A 14,049-nucleotide genomic window follows, 5' to 3' on the forward strand; every position below is an offset into this window, starting at 1 on the left:
CACACCAGGGCCGTCACCGCAGCGGAGCGATCCGGGCGCCACCGTCCAGCACCGCCTCCAGCGCGACGGTGGCCCGGGTCGGCCGCTCGACGGCCAGGGTGTGGTCCGGCGTGGGACGGTCGGCCGTCCAGTCGGGGCCCTTGGCGGTGATCCGGGTGACCCGCCGGCTCCCCGCCGCCAGCAGGAACTCCGTGCCCTGCGGCGACCGCCACCACGTCCAGCCCACCGTGTCCTGCTCGAACCGGCTGCACGCCCGGCCCGGCCCGCCGCCCGTGCGCTGCGGGCCCCGGGCGTTCGGCAGCAGCACGGCCGTCGCGGCGCTGCCCTCACCGTCCCAGCGGTCGGCGCGCAGGCAGACCCAGGCCGCCGCGCCCGCGTTCTGCGGCAACTGCTGCACCGCGAAGGCCCAGAGGTCGAGCTGCTTCACACCGGGGGTGCCGTCCGGCACCGCGCAGGCGGCGCGCGCCCAGGCCAGCAGCGCGTCCGGGCCGACCGCCTCGCGGGGATCCCGGGCCGGCTGGGCGCGGTCCGGGGGCGGCGTGTAGCTGAGATGGGCCGGGACGAGCCCGCCGAGGTCGGCCAGCAGGAAGGCGTGCTTCTCCGCGATGGTGGAGGAGGAGCGCACCTGGAGCACGGTGGCTGCCTGGCAGTTCGCGAGCGCGCCCGGGGAGCTCGAACCGGGGGAGCCCCCGCCCGGTACCGCGGCCGTCACGCCGTCCACGCGGTCCAAGGGCTTGGCGGGCGCGTCCGGTTGGTCGATCCGCCGGGTGTCGGCCGCCTCGATCCAGGGGGCGAGAAGGTAGCGGGCGGTGGTCCCCTGGCGGCGCAGCACCACCGCGCCGGCGGTGGTGACGGAGGAGTCGTCGGCGCGGGCGAGGTCCAGCCCGCCGCCGCGCCCGTCGGTCCAGCGGGCCAGCCGCCCGCCGTCGTACAGCACCACCACGGCCGTGCCGTCGACCGTACCGGCGAACAGCAGGTGCGGCGGGTCCTGTGGCGGGGTCGTCCCGGTGCCCGGTTCGGCCCTGGTCTGCGGGCCGGGGCGGGCCCAGGCGGCGAGTGCCCGGCCGAGCAGGGCGGCGTCGTCGCGGCGGTCGCCCCGGGCGGGCCAGGCCGAGAAGTCGACCCGGGCGGTGTGCTGCCACCGGTCCGGCGCCATCCGGAGCAGCCGGGCCGGGTCGGTTGCCGAGCCGCTGGGCGGGGCGGCGAGCGGCCCGGTGGGCGCACCCGCCGGCGCCGGTGCGCCCGAGCCGCCCAGCACGGCGGCCGTGGTGGTGAGCGCGAGTACGGCCACCGCGAGCGAGGCGCCGAAGGCCCGGCGACGGCGCAGCAGGTCGGTCGGCTGGACGCGCACCGCACACGGGTCGAAGGCCGGCAGGCCGGGCTCCGGGCCGGCGGAGAGCTGCGAGGCCTCGGCGACGGCCCGGTCGGGGTCGGCCACGCCGGCCCGTCGCAGGACCTCGGCTGCCTGCCCGGGCGTCAGTTCCTCCACGGTCAGCAGCGCGAACGCCGACCGGGCGGGTGCCTCCAGGGCGCCCAGCTCCCGGTCCAGCGCCGCGTCCTGTTCACCGCCGCCGGGGGTGAACAGCCGCAGCCCCCAGACCCGGGGCGTCAGCAGCCGGTCGGAGGGCCGCGGCTGCAGGGCGGCCCGCAGCACCCGCAGGCGCAGGGCGGCGTAGAGCGGGTCCTCGCCGGCGTCCGCCGGCTCCTCCAGCCTGGTCCGGCGCGACGGCAGGGCCCGCTGCACGGCGGCGTGTGCGGCGAGCACCCGGCTGTGGCGGTCCCGGTCACCCGGTAGGGCGAGGTAGGCGAGCCGGACCAGTCGGCGGTAGTGGCGCACCAGCGTCGCCTCGGCCCGGGCCACGGGGCGCGCGCTCGCGCCCTGGGGCGGTGCTCCGCCGTCTATCCGTCCTGCCAACGAATCCTCCCCGGAACCGTGTGTCGTGTGTCGTGTGTCGGCGGACGGTCCAACGAGTCGATCATGTGATGGTTGCGCCGTCCGGGGCGGTGTTCTGCGATCCGGTGGTGGCACGCCCGGTGATCCGGCGGGCCATCCCGCCGAAGACGACCGCGTGGAACGGCGCCACCGACCACCAGTACGCGTGCCCGGCCAGCCCGTGCGGGTGGAACAGTGCCCGCTGCCGGTAGCGGCTGCCGCCGAGGCCGTCCGGGGTGACGGACAGCTCCAGCCAGGCCAGCCCGGGCAGCCGCATCTCGGCGCGCAGCCGCAGCAGCCGCCCGGGCTCGATCTCCTCCACCCGCCAGAAGTCCAGCGAGTCGCCGACCCGCAGCCGCGCCGGGTCGCGCCGCCCCCGGCGCAGTCCGACGCCGCCCGCCAGCCGGTCCAGCCGGCCGCGCAACGCCCAGGCGAGCGGGAACGAGTACCAGCCATTCTCGCCGCCGATGCCTTCCACCACCCGCCAGAGCGCCGCCGGCGGGGCGGCCACGGGGCGCTCCCGGACGTCCTGGTAGAGGCTGCCGCCGGCCCAGTCCGGGTCGGTGGGCAGCGGGTCGCTCGGGGCCCCGGGCAGGGTGGCGGAGGACCAGCGGGTGACCACCTCGGCGTCCCTGATCCGCCGCAGCGCCAGGCGCACCGCCTCGTCGAAGCCGGTGGGACCGCCCGGCGGGTCGGGCACGTACCGGGCGAGGTCGTGCTCGCCGCAGACCACCTCGTGCCGCAGCGACTCCACCAGCGGCCGGGCGAGCGCGTTGGGCACGGGCGTGACCAGGCCCACCCAGTGGCTGGAGAGCCAGGGGGTGAGCACCGGCACCGGCACGATCAGGCGGCGCGGCAGCCCGGCGACGGCGGCGTAGCGCTCCATCATCGCGCGGTAGGTGAGGACGTCGGGCCCGCCGATGTCGAAGGCCCGGTCCACCTCCGGCGGCAGCCGCGCCGCTGCGGTGAGCCGGTACAGCACGTCCCGGACGGCGATCGGCTGGATCCTGGTTTCGACCCAGCTCGGGGTGACCATCACGGGCAGCCGCTCGGTGAGGTAGCGGAGCATCTCGAACGAGGCCGACCCGGATCCGATGATCACTGCCGCCCGTAGCTCGGCGGTCGGCACCCCGGCGGCCCTCAGCTGCCGGCCGACCTCGACGCGCGACCGCAGGTGGGGGGACAGTTCGGCGACCGGCACCCCGGCCGGGTGGAGACCGCCCAGGTAGACGATCCGGCGCACGCCCTCCCGGGCCGCCGCCTCACCGAACGCGCGGGCGGCGGCCCGGTCGGTCGCCTCGAAGTCACGGCCGGTGCCGAGCGAGTGGACCAGGTAGTACGCGACGTCGATGCCGGCGAACGCCCCGGTCAGCGAGGTGGGCCGGGTGACGTCCCCGGCGGTGGCCTCGACCGCGGGCCGCCAGGGGTGGTCGCGTAACCGCCCCGGGTCGCGGACCAGGCAGCGGACGGAGTGCCCGGCGGCCAGCAGCTCGGGGACGAGCCGGCCGCCGATGTAGCCGGTGGCGCCCGTGACCAGGCAGCGCAACGGGGCGTCGGGGGTGCTCGGTCCGGCCATGGTTCCTCCAGTGAGCGTCGGACGCGGTGCGGGCCCGGCTCCGCGGCGCCGGGGACGTCCCGGCCCGGCGGACCTGGTCCGGCGGTCCCGGTCCGGTGCCGGGCCCGATGTCGGCGGTGGCGCGGGTCCCCGGGGCGTGGGCGTTTCGGCCGCCGTCCTTCGCCAGCTTGGCCGCCTCACGTCCGGGCCGCCACAGCACCGGTTCGGGCGTCCGGTGGAGGTCCGGGGTATGGCGGAGGCCCGGGCCTGCGGCGGAGGCACGCCCGTTTCCCCCCCCATTCACTCGACCGGCCCGCGGCCACGCCGCCAGGGGAGCCACGCGGCAACCTCGCGGGCGCCGGGCGCCGGGCGCCGGGCGCTGTCCCCGGTGCCGCGCGCACCGGCCTGCTCCGGGTCGCGCCGTAGGCTGTGAGGGGAGCGTTCGACGGCAGTGCCGTCGGTCCCGGGTTGTCAGCCTCTTGGCCCCTGGCCACGGGGCCCGGACCGGGGTGATGCTCCAGATACCCGGCCGGACGACGGTCGTCCGGCGGACATCGGCTCGTGGACGAGGTGACCGGCGTGCGGCATGCCACCGTCGAATCAGTGATGACCAGCCCCGTGGTGCGGATCGCGCCCGAGACCGGGTTCCGGGAGATCGTGGCGCTGCTCGCCGAGTACGACATCACGGGAGTACCGGTGGTGGACGCCGACGGGCGGCCGCTGGGCATCGTCTCCGAGGCCGACCTGCTGCTCACCCTGGCCGCCCAGGAGGACCAGGGCAGCCTGCTGCCGCCGCCCGAGCTGACCCGGACCGGTCCGGGAGGCGCCGTCACCGCCGCCGACCTGATGACCGGCCCGGCCGTCTGCACCACGCCCGGCACCAGCGTGGTCGTGGCGGCCCGGCTGATGAGCCGGCACGGGGTGAAGCGGCTGCCGGTGCTGGACGAGGACGGCCGGGTGTTCGCCATGGTCAGCCGGGGCGACTTGCTGCGCGTCTTCCTGCGCGAGGACCGGGTGATCCGCCGCGAGATCGTCGAGGAGGTGCTCGGCCGGATCGAGGGCGTGAGCCCGGCGGAGGTCGGCGTGGAGGTCGACCAGGGCCGGGTGGTGCTCAGTGGCAGCGTCCCGGCGCCGCACCTCGTCCCGATCGTGCTGAACCTCTGCCGCTCGGTGGACGGCGTCGTCTCGGTCACCGACCGCCTCGGCAGCAGCGACGCGCCCGCCGTGGTCGGCTGACCGCCGCCCGGCCCCGCTGCGCGCTTTCGCCGACACTGACACCGACACTGACGCCGACGCCGACGCCGACGCCGACGCCGACGCCGACGCCGACGCCGACGCCGACGCCGACGCCGACGCCGACGCCACGCCGCCTCCGGCTCTGCGGACCGGGAGCGTCCGGTTCGCATACTGCGGAGGGTATCGGGTAAGTCACTCTTTGTGTACGGCGGCACTGGGTCGCCGGCGCGCAGGGTTTCCGGGGAGGCGGCCGTGGCAGTCGTGTTCGACGCGGACTTCACTTCGACCAGGCAGTGGGTGGCGGGCCGCAGCAGTGCCTATCCCCGGATGGGGCCGACCAACCGGGGCGATCACAAACTCGACTTCCTGAGCCGCGCCTACTGCCCCGGCGGGGTGTTCACCGCCACCCGGCGGCACGCCGGGGGCCTGTGGACGTGCAGCCTGCTCACCACCGAGGGCAGTCCGGAGGCGTTCCAGGTCCGCACCGGCGACGTCCTCACCGCGCGGGTGACCCTCCCCGTCGAGATGGGGGCCTGGCCCGCCATCTGGACCTGGCGGGACGGCGGCAACGAGGTGGACGTCTTCGAGTACCACCCCGACCACCCGGACCTGCTGGAGATCTCGAACCACGTCCGCGGCGGCTTCCTGTACTGGCACGGCGCCGCCGCCGGGATAGCCCCGGGCGCGACCTTCGACCTGCGGACGGTGCTGGGCGCGCACTCGGTGGACTGGTTCGTCGACGACACGCTCGTGCACGCCGACCGGCGCGGGGTCGGGCCCGACTTTCACGCGTACCTGATCGTCAACCTCTCGGTGGCGGACGGCACGTACCACGACCGGCCGTCGGCGGCGGGGCCGGACCGGCTGAGCTGGGTCTGCCACGGTCTGCGGGTCGAGCGCTGACGACGAGTCCCGGGCTCCGGCGGGCGGGCCGGCCGGCCGGCACGGGCCGGGTGGCGGGCGCGGGTGGCAGCGGTTCGGCGCTTCGGCCGCTGCTCCGGTCGCTGCCCCGTTCACGCCTCCGGCGGGAACGTTGCGGTGACCAGGCCGCGCGGGCCGGTGCGCTGGAACCAGACCACCCGGCGGTGCGGGCCGATGTAGGCGGGGTGCGTGACATACAGGTCGTCGCGCGGGGCGCGTTCGTTGCCGGGGGCGAGCGCGGCGTCGACCGCGTCGGCGGCGATGGCGGCCAGTAGCGCGTGCGCGGTCGCGGCGGCCGAGTCCGGCGCGATGGCGAGCGCGGTGAGCTCATCCCAGAGTCGGGTGGAGACGTAGAAGATCGGCGAATGGCGCAGGGCCGGATGCAGCTGCCTGTCCTCGTAGCGGCGGAGCACCCCGGCCGCGACCAGCCGCTCGCGGTCGTCGGCCGGCGGGTGGTGGTCCATGGGCCGCAACGCTACCCCGACGGGCCCGTTCGACGTGCCAGGAGCGTTTTCTCAGACAATCCTCAGGCCCGCCGGGCTGCCTGGGGGCGCACGATGGTGGTGAGGCGCCCGATCACCTCGAGAGGCCCTGCCGGGCCGGAGGAGGAGGCCGTGATGGGGCATTGGAACGGTCCGCGCCACGGGCACGGCCACCTGTTGGGCGGCTGGGGCTACGGCCTGCTCGCGGTCGTGATGCTGGTCGCCCTGGTGGTCCTGGTCCTGGCGGCCGTGGCTCTGGTCCGCCATCTCTCCCGGACCTCACGGAGCCCGCGGCCGGTGACGCCGGCGTCGTGGGGGGCGGGTGTCGAGGCCGGACCGGCGGGGCCGCCGCGTCGGGCGGTGTCCCCGACGGCGGAGCACCTGCTCGCCGAGCGGTTCGCGCGCGGCGAGATCGACGAGGAGGAGTACCGCCGGAGGTTGGACGTCCTCCGGGCCGTAGGCGGTCCGGGTGGGGGTGGCGCGGGGGAGCCGCCCGGCGGCGGATGACGACGTAGGGCCCGCCGGTCGCGCGGCGGGCCCTGCCGGTGCCGGGAGGCGGGTGGTGCTACTCGACGACGAGCTCCACCACGATGTTGCCCCGGGTGGCCCGGGAGTACGGGCAGACCTCGTGCGCCTGCTTGACCAGCAGCTCGCCGCCCTCGCCGGCGAGGGAGTCCGGCAGCTCGACCCGCAGGACCACGGCGAGGCCGAAGCCAGCGCCGTCCTTGCCGATCGAGACCTCGGCTGTGACCGAGACCTCGCTGGTGTCGACGCGGGCCTGCCGGCCGACCAGGCTCAGGGCGCTGGCGAAGCAGGCCGCGTAGCCGGCTGCGAACAGCTGCTCGGGGTTGGTGCCCTGACCGCTGCCGCCGAGGGCGGGGGGCATCGCCAGTGCCAGGTCCAGCTGTCCGTCGGAGCTGACAGCGCGGCCCTCTCGGCCGTTCGCGGTGGCCACTGCGGTGTAGAGCGCGTCCATGGTCCGGTCCCTTCCGTCCTGCGTCGGTGGTGCTTCTGTTCCCGGCGGCCGGGGGGCCGCTTCTGGAGACAAGTAGAGCACACAATTCAATTGCGCACAACTGAATGGCGCGGACGATCGGTACTATGGGGTCATGGCCACGCCCCCCGGGACCGCTCCCCTCGACGCCGTACCGCTCGCCGCCGCCCACCCCGGCCCTACGGACGCGGACCGGCTCCACGGCGAGCAGCCGCTGCGCGACGAGGACCTGCTCCGCCTCGACCAGCAGATCTGCTTCTCGCTGAACGCCGCCTCGCGGGCCTTCGGCGGCGTGTACCGCGTTCTGCTCAAGGACCTGGGCCTCACCTACCCCCAGTACCTGGTCATGCTGGTGCTCTGGGAGCACGGCGAGCTGCCCGTGAAGCGGATCGGCGAACACCTGCGCCTGGACTCCGGCACCCTCTCCCCGTTGCTCAAGCGACTGGAGGCGGCCGGGCTGGTCCGCCGCGAACGCAGCCCCGAGGACGAGCGCTCCGTCACCGTCAGCCTCACCGACGCCGGGCGCGAGCTGCGCGACCGTGCCGGCCAGGTGCCGCGCACACTGCTGACCGCCACCGGCCTGCCGGTCGAGGACCTCGCCGCCCTGCGCGTCCTGCTCGATCGAGTCACGGGCGCGCTGGACTCGGCGGTCCTGGCGGACGGCGCCGAAGACTGACCCGCCGTCCTCACGCCGGTGCCGTCCTCACGCCGGTGCCGTCCGGCCACAGTGGTCGGACGACACCTCCGTGCGTGGTTACGCGGCGTCAGCCCCGCTGCGGAGGTCGTAGCGGGCCTGTCGTCGTCGGCGGGTACGCGGTCGGCGGGTACGCGCGACTCCCCGGGCCCTCGTGTCGGTCGTGACCGTGATCCCGGGCTGCCGGGCTGCCGGCTGCCGGTGCGAGTGCCGCAGGGGAGTGCGGGGTGCGGTGGACGGGCGCTACTTGGCGGTCCGCTCGTTCAAGCAGAGAATGTTCCCTTCGCTGTCCTTGAACCAGGCCGCGCGCATGCCCTCGGCCTCGACGACGCCATTGACCGTCTTCAGGCCCGGCAGGTCGTACTCCTCGAACGTGACCCCGCGTTCGCGCAGCGCCGCCATCTCGCCGTCCAGGTCGGTGACCTTGAAGCTGGCGAGGGTGTGCGCGGACTGCCCGGCGCTCGGCGTCTCGTACATGCCGAACTCCGTGCCGCCGCATTCGAAACTGACGTCCTGTTCGCTTTCGTCGGTGAGCTTCAGACCGAGGGTGTCGGTGTAGTAGCGCTTCGCCCGGGCCAGATCCGCTGCCGGGATGATGGCCACCAGTGGTGCGTCTCCAAGCATTGCCATCGCCTCCTCCTACCAGGCTAGGTACGCCGGGGCTCATCTGCCCAGCGCTGGCGGCGCCCGGAGCCCGGCGTGCACGGCAGGTGGCGGCCTGCTACCCCGGGCCGTGCCCCCGTGTCACCAGTCGTGCGGCACGCGCTCCAGGACACCTCCGGCGAAGACCTCGTAGAGCGGCAGCGTCTCCAGGTGCACATAGCCGATGTGACAGTCGCAGACCGGCAACGGGCAGGGCCGGCCGCGGAGTCGGGGCCGGTACGAGCCGTCGTAGAGGTTGCCGAGCTCCTCCCGGACGAAGTGGCAGCGGCGGACGGTCCCGTCGCCGTCCACCGAGAGCACGGAGTCACCGGTCCGGCAGGGCCGGCCGCCACTCGGGTGGGCGTGCCGGCTGTAGCCGAAGTACTGGTCCAGCGCCGTCCAGTCGGCGGCCTCGGCGTCGGTGTAGGCGAGGCCCTCGGCGGCGTTGACCCACAGGTAGACGGCGGGATTCAGCGCGGCGCGGAGCCGGCGGGCCTCCGCGAGGTGTTCGGGCCGGCCGACCACGCCGACGCTGTACCGCACACCGAGCGCGTCGAGCTCACGGCACTTGGCGAGGAAGCGCTCGTAGCCGACCTGTCCGGGGTGGTAGGTCACCCAGAGCGCCAGGGTGTCGAGGTCGGCCTCGGCCAGCCAGTCGGTGCGGCAGCTGAGGTTGGTCTGGATCGCCACCCGGCGCACGTGCGGCAGCCGGCTCAGCCCGACCAGCGCCCGCCGGTACCAGGACCGGACCAGACCCTCGCCCCAGGGGGTGAAGAGCACGGACAGGGTGTCGCCCGTCCCGGCCCGCCCGCCGGCCCAGTCGGTGAACCGGGCCAGCGCGGCGCGGTCGGCGCGCAACTGCTCGGGTGTGTCACGCCGCTTGGCGAAAGGACAGTACGGGCAGTCGTAGTCGCAGGAGGACAGCGGGCCCCGGTAGAGCAGGGTCAGGTCGAGTCCACCGTCCGGCGCGGGCAGCGAAGCAGGCGTGAGCGCGGGCGCGAGGTCGGGGTCGGGCCCGCCGTCGTCGGCGGCCGGTCGGGGCGTGGGCATACCGAGGAAGGTCATTTCGCCTCGTACCCGGCCATCAGCCGGTGGACCTCGGGTGAGAACAGCATCGGACCGGCCGCGTCCGAGTGCGCCAGGCCCTCCGGCGAGAGCACCAGGCGGGCCGCGTCCTGCGCGAGCCAGCCCCGGGCCTCGAACGCGGCCAGCTCGGCCGGGAAGTCCTCGGCGGGGGTGCTGCCGAACCGGTCGCGGTACTCCGCCAGGGGCATGCCCTCCGCCTGGAGCAGCGACTGGACGAGGTGGCGCCGGCGGGCCTCCTCGGGAGACATGGCCCGGCCGACCTCGGCGCGCCGGAAGTCGGTGGTGGCCACGTAGTCGTCGATGATGCCGCGCACCTCGGTGGCGTTCACCGCGTAGTCGAAGGAGTAGTGCAGCCGGGAGGTGTAGGAACGGGCCCCGCAGCCGAGGCCGACCATGCCGTCGGTCTGGCAGGCGTACTCGCTGCGCCCGGCCTCCGGGGAGGCGCTGCGGCGGAACATCCGCATCGACACCTGCTGGTAGCCGTGGGCGAGCAGGTGGTCGCGGCCGCTCCGGTAGAGGGCGAGCCGGCGGGCGTCCCAGGCGGCCGGGCTCTCCTGCTCGCCACGCCGGGCCAGGCCGGTCAGCGGCCGGACGTACAGGGGGTAGAGGTACAGCTCCTCGGGCTGCCAGGCCAGCGCTGCGTCCAGCGAGCGCAGCCAGCCGGCCTCGCTCTGGCCGTCGATGCCGTAGATGAGGTCGATGTTGAGGACGGGGAAGCCCGCGGCGCGGATCCGCCCGAGGGCGGCCTCGACGTCGGCGCGCTTCTGCGGGCGGACGGCGGAGCGGGCCTCCGCGTCCACGAAGGACTGCACGCCCAGGCTCAGCCGGGTGGCGCCGCGGGCGGCCAGCACCTCCAGCCGGTCGGCGGTGGCGGTAGCCGGGGAGGCCTCCACGGAGAGCGGAACCGCCCGCAGGTCGGCGCCCATCCGCCGTTCGGCTATGTCGCAGAGCCGCTCCAGCTCGCCGGCGGTGAGGTAGGTGGGTGTGCCACCGCCGAACGCCGCCAGGGCGAACCGCGCGTCGTCGTCCAGGGCTTCGCGGACGGTGGCGGCCTGGCGGTCCAGCGCGTCCAGGTAGGCGGTGGTGAGGCCCTCGGGGCTGCCGATCCGGGTGAACAGGTTGCAGAAGCCGCAGCGGACCTCGCAGAACGGGATGTGCAGGTAGAGCGAGAGCGCGTGCTGCGGCTCGCCGGCCCAGAGTTCGCGCAGCGCCGGGCGCTCCGGCAGTGGCCGGTAGGCGGTCTTGTGCGGGTAGGCGTAGACGTACGACTGGTAGGGCGACGCGGTCGGCGGGGCCGGTGCCGTGGTCATGCGGTCTCCTCCTCGGCGGTGGCCGTCGTGCGGTCGGTCGTCGGCGGTGCGGCTGTCGGGGATGCGGTCGTCGTGCACTCGCGTACCGGGGGTGCGGCCGTCGGTCGGGCGGGGAGGGTGAAGTGTGCGTACGGCACCGTCCAGACCACTTCGTGGCCGATCCGGTGGCCGGTGTAGCCGTCCTCGCCGTAGGCCGTGCCGTGGTCGGAGCAGACGATCGCGAAGCACGGTCGTCGGGCGCTCATCGCCGCGAAGAGTCGGCCGATGTGCGCGTCGACGTACTCCAGGGCGGCGGCGTGGCTCTCCCGGGAGTCCCCGTCCTCGCGTGTGCCGCCGGGCAGGTGGAACCAGTTGGGCTGGTGCAGCGCCGAGACGTTGAGGAACAGGAAGAGGGGCTGCCCGGCCGGCTGCGCGGCGGCGACCTGTTCGGCCCGGGCCACCTGCGCCTCGAAGGAGGTGGGGGACGGGACGCCCATTTCGGCTGCCCAGTGACTCTCCTGGAAGAGCCCGGGCAGGACCGACCCGAGCGGGCCCTGTTTGTTGAAGAAGCCGACGCCGCCGATGCAGACCGTCCGGTACCCGTGGGCGGCGAGCGCGCTCGGCAGGTCGGGCGCGTCGAATACCCAGGTGCGGGTGGCGGTACTCTCCGACCCGGCGAAGCGGGCGGCGAACAGGCGCGGGTGCGGACCGCCCGGGGAGGCGGGGGTGGGCAGGAAGCCGGCCAGGATCGCCTGGTGGGCGGCGTAGGTGAAGCTGCCCGGGGAGTGCCGGCGCTCCCAGCGGCCACCGGGGAGGACGGCGGAGAGGTTCGGGATCCGCCCGGCCGCGGCCAGCTCCTCGGCCACGTCGAAACGCAGGGTGTCCAGGGTGACGAGGAGCAGGTCGTGGGTGCCCACGACGGCGTTGATGTCGGGTGCGGGTGCGGGTGCGGGTGCGGGTGCGGGTGCGGGCGCGGATGCCGCTGTCGCGGTCGGGGCCGGGTGGTGCTGCTGGCGGTTCATGACGTCGGTTCCATCGGTGCGCGGTTCGTCAACCCGGGCCCGCGGCCCGGTCGGTGGAGTGCGGAGATCTGGGCGGCGTAGGTGTCCAGGCCTTCGGCCGGGCCGCCGGGCAGGCCGGTGAGGTTCGGCAGGAGGTCGCCGAAGGCGTTCACCTCGCCGACCAGGGCGCGGCGCCAGGCGGCGGCGGGCAGGACGTCGACGCCGACCATCAGTGAGCGGGGAAAGCATGCGGCCGCCCGTTCCGCCGTCTCCAGCAGGGTCGGCCAGGCGGGGCCGGCGGCCTCCTGGGCCAGGGCGAGGCTGCCGCGGGCGCCGCCGAGGTGGAGATTGGTCATCGGCTGGGGGCTGGTGCGCACCACGGCGTGGGTGGCCCGCTCGGCGATCACCACGATCCGCAGGTCCGCCGAGCGGCCCGACTGCGAGGCCTTCGGGATCCACTGCTCGACGTGCAACCCGTCCGGTGCGAGGCGGTCGACCAGTTCGGCCGCCTGCCGCTCGTCCCGGTAGCGCCGGACCCGCAGGGAGTTGTGCAGGTGCCCGTCCGCCAGCTCGGCCGAGGTGGTGGCCAGCACCTGCCCATGGGGGCCGAACTCCAGCGCCACCACGCCGGAGGCGGAGGAGCCGTGCGCGGGTTTGACGAACACCCGCCGCAGCTCGGCCGCCCGGAGCCGCTCCCGGAGGTCCTCCCAGCCGGCGACGTCGGCGCCGTCGAGTGCGCGGGGCACCGGCACCCCGGCGCCGACCAGCAGCGCGTGCGCCCGCCGCTTGTCGAACATCACGGCGATCTCCTCCGGATCGCCGAGCAGCCGCACCCCGGGCACCCGCGCCACCGTGCGCAGGGCGGCGACGACACCCGCGTACCAGGCCGCACCGCCCTCCACCCTGGTCGGCGCGTACGAGGCGCCGAGGGCCGGGCCGCGCAGCAGTTCGTCGACGGCCGCGTCCTCACCGGGCGACTCGATCCGCAGGAGGCCGCCCTCGGGCAGGTGGAAGCGGCCGCGCAGCACGTCGATCCAGGGCAGGACGGTGGGCTCGGGCAGGCCGGCCGCCCGGGCGGCCGCGGCGAACAGTGCCACCCGCCGGTGGCCCGGGTGGCCGAGGACCGTCAGCGGCGCGAGCCTCGCGGCCTCGCCGGACTGCGACGGGAAAGGCTGCGGCAGGGCAGGCTGCGGAAGGGCGGGCTGTGCGGGCGCGGGCCGGGGCGCGGCCGCCCGCGGTGTGGTCGTCTCCAGGGTGCTCATCCGAACCGTGCCCCGGCTACTCGGCGACCGCGACGTAGCGGTCCTCGGGGTCGTCCTCGTCCTCGGCGTCGGAGAGGTCGAGGGCTACGCCGGGGAGGGCTTCGCGGAGCCGCTGCTGGAGTTCCGCGGTGAGGTAGTGGTGGTGCAGGTCGAGCGCCCGCAGGTGGGTGAGCGGCTGGCCCTCCAGGAGAGCGGTGGCGCCCTCGTCGGAGAGCACGCCCATGGAGAGGTCGAGCGACTCCAGCCGGGCCACGACCGGGGCGTGGGCGACGGCGGCCGCGATCTCGTCCTGGACCTCGCTGTTCTGCAGGCCGAGGTGGCGCAGCGCCGGGAAACAGGTGCCGTCGAGGAAGGGCGCCAGATCGTCGATGGTCGAGTCGCCGCCGTACTCGTCCACCCCGAGCCAGAGCTCCAGCCGCTCCAGCGCGGGCAGTTCGGAGCCGGCCACGGCCCGCACCACCGTGCCGGGCAGTCCGCCCGTCTCGAACCGCAGGACCTTCAGCCGGTCGTGCCGGAAGGGCGTGAGGGCCAGCCCGGTGCCGCCGCGCACCACCAGCTCGGCGAGCCGGGGGAAGGCCGTCGCCACCGCGGTGACGTCGGACATCTCCAGCCAGGAGATCTCGCACTCGTCGTACGTCACGTCGGCGACGAAGAGTGCTTCGAGGCCGGGGAGCCGCTCGGCGTCGCGGACGATGGTGGCCAGCGTGTCGCTGACCGAGTCGTAGTCGTGCGTCCACCAGGGGCCGATCAGCACCGCCCGGACCCCGGCCGGGTCCACCCTGTCGAGGAAGGCGTTCCAGAGCGCGTCGAAATCGGTGCTCGACCCGTAGCGCACCGCGACCCGCCAGGCGACCGCGCCCGGCGCCGGCTGCTCGCGGGCGTCGTCGGCCTCGCCGGAGAACTCGAAGACGGGCAGCCCGTGGAACTCCCGGCGGTGCTCGTTGACGGTCATGC

General features: G+C 75.1%; 14 protein-coding genes. 4 read left to right on the top strand and 10 right to left on the bottom strand.

All coding sequences use genetic code 11. From position 1 onward, the window contains the following. Positions 1–13: 13 nt before the first annotated feature. Both AB0J08_RS24405 and AB0J08_RS24410 read right to left on the bottom strand, forming a co-directional pair. Positions 14–1,915, bottom strand: coding sequence for a hypothetical protein (locus AB0J08_RS24405; protein ID WP_360638058.1), 1,902 nt, complete (start codon positions 1,913–1,915; stop codon positions 14–16). 61 nt (positions 1,916–1,976) lie between these two features. Beyond that, positions 1,977–3,509, bottom strand: coding sequence for an SDR family oxidoreductase (locus tag AB0J08_RS24410; RefSeq protein WP_360638061.1), 1,533 nt, complete (start codon positions 3,507–3,509; stop codon positions 1,977–1,979). Between the two features lie 540 nt (positions 3,510–4,049). On the opposite strand from AB0J08_RS24410, the gene AB0J08_RS24415 reads away from it, so the two are divergent. Continuing rightward, a complete protein-coding gene (locus tag AB0J08_RS24415; RefSeq protein WP_360638064.1) occupies positions 4,050–4,724 on the top strand; it encodes a CBS domain-containing protein in 675 nt (224 codons plus the stop codon). A 252-nt stretch (positions 4,725–4,976) separates the two neighbouring features. Further along, the gene (locus tag AB0J08_RS24420; protein WP_360638067.1) at positions 4,977–5,627 is read left to right on the top strand and encodes a beta-glucanase; all 651 of its coding nucleotides are present in this window, start codon (positions 4,977–4,979) and stop codon (positions 5,625–5,627) included. Positions 5,628–5,737: 110 nt separating this feature from the next. On the opposite strand, the gene AB0J08_RS24425 is transcribed toward AB0J08_RS24420, so the two are convergent. Beyond that, positions 5,738–6,109, bottom strand: a complete 372-nt coding sequence (locus tag AB0J08_RS24425; protein ID WP_360638069.1) for a hypothetical protein — start codon at positions 6,107–6,109, stop codon at positions 5,738–5,740. Between the two features lie 153 nt (positions 6,110–6,262). On the opposite strand from AB0J08_RS24425, the gene AB0J08_RS24430 reads away from it, so the two are divergent. Continuing rightward, entirely contained in the window at positions 6,263–6,634 is a 372-nt protein-coding gene (locus tag AB0J08_RS24430; RefSeq protein ID WP_360638072.1) for an SHOCT domain-containing protein, read from the top strand. A 58-nt stretch (positions 6,635–6,692) separates the two neighbouring features. On the opposite strand, the gene AB0J08_RS24435 is transcribed toward AB0J08_RS24430, so the two are convergent. Beyond that, positions 6,693–7,103, bottom strand: a complete 411-nt coding sequence (locus AB0J08_RS24435) for an organic hydroperoxide resistance protein (RefSeq protein WP_360638074.1) — start codon at positions 7,101–7,103, stop codon at positions 6,693–6,695. 133 nt (positions 7,104–7,236) lie between these two features. On the opposite strand from AB0J08_RS24435, the gene AB0J08_RS24440 reads away from it, so the two are divergent. After that, on the top strand, positions 7,237–7,797 hold the full coding sequence (locus AB0J08_RS24440; RefSeq protein WP_360638077.1) for a MarR family transcriptional regulator: 561 nt from the start codon (positions 7,237–7,239) through the stop codon (positions 7,795–7,797). 261 nt (positions 7,798–8,058) lie between these two features. On the opposite strand, the gene AB0J08_RS24445 is transcribed toward AB0J08_RS24440, so the two are convergent. The 6 genes from AB0J08_RS24445 to AB0J08_RS24470 all read right to left on the bottom strand — a co-directional run bounded on the left by AB0J08_RS24445 (position 8,059) and on the right by AB0J08_RS24470 (position 14,047). Beyond that, complete coding sequence (locus AB0J08_RS24445) at positions 8,059–8,445, bottom strand: VOC family protein (protein WP_360638079.1); 387 nt, start codon at positions 8,443–8,445, stop codon at positions 8,059–8,061. A gap of 114 nt (positions 8,446–8,559) precedes the next feature. After that, positions 8,560–9,507 (bottom strand): STM4011 family radical SAM protein, encoded by a 948-nt coding sequence (locus AB0J08_RS24450; protein WP_360638082.1) that lies wholly within the window; start codon positions 9,505–9,507, stop codon positions 8,560–8,562. 11 nt (positions 9,508–9,518) lie between these two features. Then, a complete protein-coding gene (locus tag AB0J08_RS24455; RefSeq protein ID WP_360638085.1) occupies positions 9,519–10,853 on the bottom strand; it encodes an STM4012 family radical SAM protein in 1,335 nt (444 codons plus the stop codon). Beyond that, positions 10,850–11,761, bottom strand: a complete 912-nt coding sequence (locus tag AB0J08_RS24460) for an STM4013/SEN3800 family hydrolase (RefSeq protein ID WP_360638153.1) — start codon at positions 11,759–11,761, stop codon at positions 10,850–10,852. Before AB0J08_RS24460 ends, AB0J08_RS24455 begins: the two co-directional genes overlap by 4 nt. Before the next feature lie 89 nt (positions 11,762–11,850). After that, positions 11,851–13,095: an STM4014 family protein gene (locus AB0J08_RS24465; RefSeq protein ID WP_360638088.1), complete on the bottom strand. Its 1,245-nt coding sequence runs from the start codon at positions 13,093–13,095 to the stop codon at positions 11,851–11,853. 16 nt (positions 13,096–13,111) lie between these two features. Further along, positions 13,112–14,047 carry an STM4015 family protein gene (locus AB0J08_RS24470; RefSeq protein WP_360638091.1) on the bottom strand — a complete coding sequence of 312 codons (936 nt, stop codon included), beginning with the start codon at positions 14,045–14,047 and terminating at the stop codon, positions 13,112–13,114. Positions 14,048–14,049 lie beyond the last annotated feature (2 nt).

It is taken from the genome of Kitasatospora sp. NPDC050463, from assembly GCF_040655255.1.
Taxonomy (GTDB): domain Bacteria; phylum Actinomycetota; class Actinomycetes; order Streptomycetales; family Streptomycetaceae; genus Kitasatospora.

Bases quoted from the DNA above. Each gene is read 5' to 3' on its own strand.
- AB0J08_RS24410 (WP_360638061.1), bottom strand. From the start codon at position 3,509: ATGGCCGGACCGAGCACCCCCGACGCCCCGTTGCGCTGCCTGGTCACG.
- AB0J08_RS24425 (WP_360638069.1), bottom strand. From the start codon at position 6,109: ATGGACCACCACCCGCCGGCCGACGACCGCGAGCGGCTGGTCGCGGCC.
- AB0J08_RS24430 (WP_360638072.1), top strand. From the start codon at position 6,263: ATGGGGCATTGGAACGGTCCGCGCCACGGGCACGGCCACCTGTTGGGC.
- AB0J08_RS24435 (WP_360638074.1), bottom strand. From the start codon at position 7,103: ATGGACGCGCTCTACACCGCAGTGGCCACCGCGAACGGCCGAGAGGGC.
- AB0J08_RS24440 (WP_360638077.1), top strand. From the start codon at position 7,237: ATGGCCACGCCCCCCGGGACCGCTCCCCTCGACGCCGTACCGCTCGCC.
- AB0J08_RS24445 (WP_360638079.1), bottom strand. From the start codon at position 8,445: ATGGCAATGCTTGGAGACGCACCACTGGTGGCCATCATCCCGGCAGCG.
- AB0J08_RS24450 (WP_360638082.1), bottom strand. From the start codon at position 9,507: ATGCCCACGCCCCGACCGGCCGCCGACGACGGCGGGCCCGACCCCGAC.
- AB0J08_RS24455 (WP_360638085.1), bottom strand. From the start codon at position 10,853: ATGACCACGGCACCGGCCCCGCCGACCGCGTCGCCCTACCAGTCGTAC.
- AB0J08_RS24465 (WP_360638088.1), bottom strand. From the start codon at position 13,095: ATGAGCACCCTGGAGACGACCACACCGCGGGCGGCCGCGCCCCGGCCC.
- AB0J08_RS24470 (WP_360638091.1), bottom strand. From the start codon at position 14,047: ATGACCGTCAACGAGCACCGCCGGGAGTTCCACGGGCTGCCCGTCTTC.